This window comes from Eggerthella sp., assembly GCF_048329335.1.
In the GTDB taxonomy this organism is placed as follows: Bacteria; Actinomycetota; Coriobacteriia; order Coriobacteriales; family Eggerthellaceae; genus Eggerthella; species Eggerthella lenta.
Genome location: NZ_DBFEGU010000043.1, coordinates 1 through 4,093, shown reverse-complemented (window position 1 = coordinate 4,093; position 4,093 = coordinate 1). Strand labels below are relative to the sequence as shown.

At 67.5% G+C, this 4,093-nt stretch carries 2 protein-coding genes and 1 pseudogene; 2 read left to right on the top strand and 1 reads right to left on the bottom strand.

What is annotated here, in order from left to right:
• Positions 1–235, top strand: a pseudogene (locus ACMO6A_RS01540) (MFS transporter); the annotation flags it as partial.
• Positions 236–379: 144 nt separating this feature from the next.
• Positions 380–1,288: an NAD(P)/FAD-dependent oxidoreductase gene (locus ACMO6A_RS01535; protein WP_009305024.1), complete on the top strand. Its 909-nt coding sequence runs from the start codon at positions 380–382 to the stop codon at positions 1,286–1,288.
• On the opposite strand, the gene feoB is transcribed toward ACMO6A_RS01535, so the two are convergent.
• Positions 1,285–3,861: a ferrous iron transport protein B gene (feoB, locus tag ACMO6A_RS01530; protein WP_009608750.1), complete on the bottom strand. Its 2,577-nt coding sequence runs from the start codon at positions 3,859–3,861 to the stop codon at positions 1,285–1,287. The genes ACMO6A_RS01535 and feoB overlap by 4 nt on opposite strands.
• Positions 3,862–4,093 lie beyond the last annotated feature (232 nt).

Genomic DNA, 4,093 nt, shown 5'->3' with positions numbered 1-4,093 from the left:
GCTCATGGTGAAGGTGGGGCGCGGCGGCGGCGAGATGATCGGGTCGGCGTGCGTGCAGGTGGCGTTCAACCTGGGCAACGCGTTCGGCGCCACCATCGGCCAGGCCGTGCTCAACGCCGGAGCGTCCTACGCCTCGCCGAGCCTGGCGGGCGTGCCCTTCTCGCTTGCGGCCGTCGTGTTGCTTGCCGTGTTCTTCACCAGGTTCGAACGCCGCTACCGCCCTTCGACCCGATGACGCCGATCGGATGCTTCGCCAAGGAGGGTGCTTCCCGAAGACAGCCATAACGCTTGCTTATCCGGGCATAAGCAAGCGGACGGTTACCGCGCCCCGCGAGCAGGACTACAATAGCGGCGAAAGACGATCTTCGAAAGGAACGCCATGAAAGAGTACGACATCGTCATCGTAGGCGCCGGCCCTGCCGGCGTGAGCGCAGGCATCTACGCCGCAAGCCGCGGGCTCGAAACCCTCATCCTGGAGCAAAAGGCCGTGGGCGGCATCATCGGCGGCGTGTCCACCGTCACCCACTACGCCGGCATCCTCGACGACGAGACGGGCGCCACCTTCGCCCGCCGCCTCGAAGCCCAGGCGTTGGAAGCCGGCATCGAGATCGTCTACGACCAGGTGGAGCGCGCCGCCCTTGCCGGAGAGACTAAGACGGTGTTCACCGGCACGGAATCTTACCGAGCTCCACGCGTCGTCCTCGCGAACGGCAGCACGCCGCGCAAGCTGGGCGTGCCCGGCGAGGCCGAGCTGCAGGGCAAGGGCTGCGGGCTGAACGCGGCACGCGATGCGACGACGTACGAAGGCAAAAGCGTTTACGTGATCGGCGGAGCCGACGGAGCCGTGAAGGAAGCTCTCTACCTGGCCCGGTTCGCCCGACAGGTGTCCATCGTCTGCGTGGAAGACGAACTCGCCTGCATCGCGGAATTCCGCCGCAAGACGGCGGCAACGCCGAACATCCAAGTGGTTCCGGCCACGCGCGTGGGAGCGCTGCACGGCGCGGACCGCGTGGAAGCGCTCGACCTCGTGTCGTTGGCGGACGGCCGAACGCGCACGGTAGAGGACGACGGCTGCGGCGTGTTCGTCTATGCCGGGTCGGAGCCCAACACCGCCCTCTACGCCGGAGAGCTGCGCCTCGAGAACGGTTTCATTCCCACGAACGAACGCATGGAGACGAGCATCTCGGGCGTGTACGCGGCGGGCGATATCCGCGCGAAGCAGCTGCGCCAGGTAGCCACCGCCGTTTCCGACGGCGCCATCGCCGCCGTCAACGCCGCAACCCTCTAGCGCACGCTCGCCTCCGAAGGCTCCTCGGGTTCCGGCGTGCCTTCGAAGGCACGGTCGACAGGCGCCTCCGGCATGGCGCCGCAGCCCGCGCAGCCGTCGCACGACCCGCCGCACCCCGACACCGCACCGCCTTCGCGCCGCTTGCGCGCTATGCGCCGAACCGCGAGCGCCACGAGGACCGCGACGGCCGCGCCCAGCGCGAGCGTGCCCGCGCCCGCCACGCCGTCCTCCAGCGCAAGGCCCACGCCGCGCACCGCGAACGCCGCCGCCCAGGCCACGGCCAGCTGCCCGAACACCATGCCCAGCGCCCATCTCCCGCCCAGCTCGCGCCTCACCGACGCGATGGCCGCCACGCACGGCGTGTACAGCAGGCAGAACACCAGCAAACCCAGCGCCGCCAGCGGCGTGATGGCCGCCACCAGGCTGGCCGTGCTGCCGAACAGCACCGACAACGTGGACACGACGCTCTCCTTCGCCATCACGCCCGTCACGAGCGCCGTCGAGATGCGCCAGTCGTCGAAGCCCAGCGGCGCGAACACGGGCGCGATCCAGCCGGCCACCACGGCCAGCATGCTGTCCTGCGAGTCCGCCACCACGTTCAGCCCGAAGTCGAACGTCTGCAAGAACCAGATGACGATCGTTGCCAAGAAGATGATGGTGAACGCCCGCTCCAGGAAGTCCTTCGCCTTCTCCCACAGCATCTGCGCCACGTTGCGCGCGCTGGGCATGCGGTAGTTCGGCAGCTCCATGACGAACGGCACCGCCTCGCCCGAGAACATCGTCGACCGCATGAGCAGCGCCGCCAGCACACCTACCGCGATGCCGCCGAAGTACAGCCCCACCATCACCGCCGCGCCATTGGCCGGGAAGAACGCCGCCGTGAAGAACGCGTAGATGGGAAGCTTCGCCGAGCAGCTCATGAACGGCGTCAACATGATGGTCATCTTGCGGTCGCGCTCGGACGGCAGCGTGCGGCTGGCCATGACCGCCGGCACCGTGCAGCCGAAGCCCACCAGCATGGGAACGATGCTGCGTCCCGACAACCCGATGCGCCGCAGCAGCTTGTCCATCACGAACGCCACGCGCGCCATGTAGCCGGAGTCCTCCAAAAGCGACAGGAAGAAGAACAGGGTGACGATGGTGGGCAGGAAGCTGAGCACGCTGCCCACGCCGTTGAACACACCGTCGATGACGAGCGACTGCAGCACCTCGTTCACGTGCGCCGCCGCAAGCCCCGACGCCACCACGTCCGTGAGCGCGGAGATGCCCGCGTCCAGCAGCTCGGACAGCCACGCCCCCACCACGTTGAACGTGAGCCAGAACACCAGCGCCATGATGGCGACGAACGCGGGGATGGCCGTGAACGGGCCGGTCAGCAGCTTGTCGATGGCCGTGCTGCGCGCATGCTCGCGACTCTCGCCGGGCTTCACCACCGTCCGCTCGCACACCCGCCCGATGAAGCCGAACCGCATGTCGGCGATGGCCGCCGAACGGTCGAGCCCGCGCTCGGCCTCCATCTGGCTGATGATGTGCTCGAGCGCGTCCTTCTCGTTCTGGTCGAGGTCGAGCCGCTCCAGCACCAATCGGTCGCCCTCGGCCAGCTTGCTCGCGGCGAACCGCGGCGGGATTCCCGCGCGCTCGGCATGGTCCTCGATGAGCGCCATGATGCCGTGCAGGCACCGGTGCACGGCGCCGTCGTGCTCATCGGGTGCGCAGAAGTCCTGGCGCACGGGCGGCTCCTGGAACCGCGCCACGTGCAGCGCGTGGTCCACCAGCTCGCCGATGCCCTCGTTCTTGGACGCCGAGATGGGAACGACGGGGATGCCCAGCAGCTTCTCCATCTCGTTCACGTCGATGGTGCCGCCGTTGCCCTCCACCTCGTCCATCATGTTGAGCGCCAGCACCATGGGCATTCCCAGCTCCATGAGCTGCATCGTCAGGTACAGGTTGCGCTCCACGTTCGTGGCGTCCACGATGTTGATGATGCCGCGCGGCTTCTCGTCCAGCAGGAAGCGGCGGGTGACCACCTCTTCGCTGGAGTACGGCGACATGGAGTAGATGCCCGGCAAGTCGGTGACGCATGCCTCGGGATGCCCCTTGATGCAGCCGTCCTTGCGGTCCACCGTGACGCCGGGGAAGTTGCCCACGTGCTGGTTCGACCCGGTCAGCTGGTTGAACAGCGTGGTCTTGCCGCAGTTCTGGTTGCCCACGAGCGCGAACGCGAGCGGCGTGCCCTCGGGCAGGGGGTTCTCCTCGGAGCGGTCATGGAACTTGCCGCCCTCGCCGAGGCCGGGATGCGGGACGGGCTTGCCGAGCGGGCGGCTCTCCTGCGCGTCGGCCGCGTCGCGCATGTCGACGATCTCGATCTTGCGCGCATCGTCGCGCCTGAGCGTTAGCTCGTAGCTATGGATGCGCACCTCCAGCGGGTCGCCCATAGGGGCATGCTTCACCATGGTCACGTCGACCAGCGGGATGATGCCCATGTCCAGGAAGTGCTGTCGAAGCGACCCCTCGCCGCCCACGGCGGCCACGGTCGCGGTTTTCCCGATGGGAAGATCGTTCAGAGTTGTCAACGCCCGTCTCCTCGCAACGGCCGGGCAACCCCCTCGCCCTGCCGCTTTGCTCGCTTACAGTCCGAAGCACATGGTACCGCGAAACAACCCGTGACGCACGAAAAAGTTTCCCATGGTGAACGATTGACGCACCGAACCGCCGGGCACGTGCAGCTTCCCGGCGATATTTCAGGTAGAACATTCGCGTTGGATCGACCGGCAGCATGCTCTTCGCCATCTTGAGCGCACGTCG

Coding starts and splice junctions, on each gene's coding strand:
- ACMO6A_RS01535 (WP_009305024.1), top strand. CDS start 380: ATGAAAGAGTACGACATCGTCATCGTAGGCGCCGGCCCTGCCGGCGTG.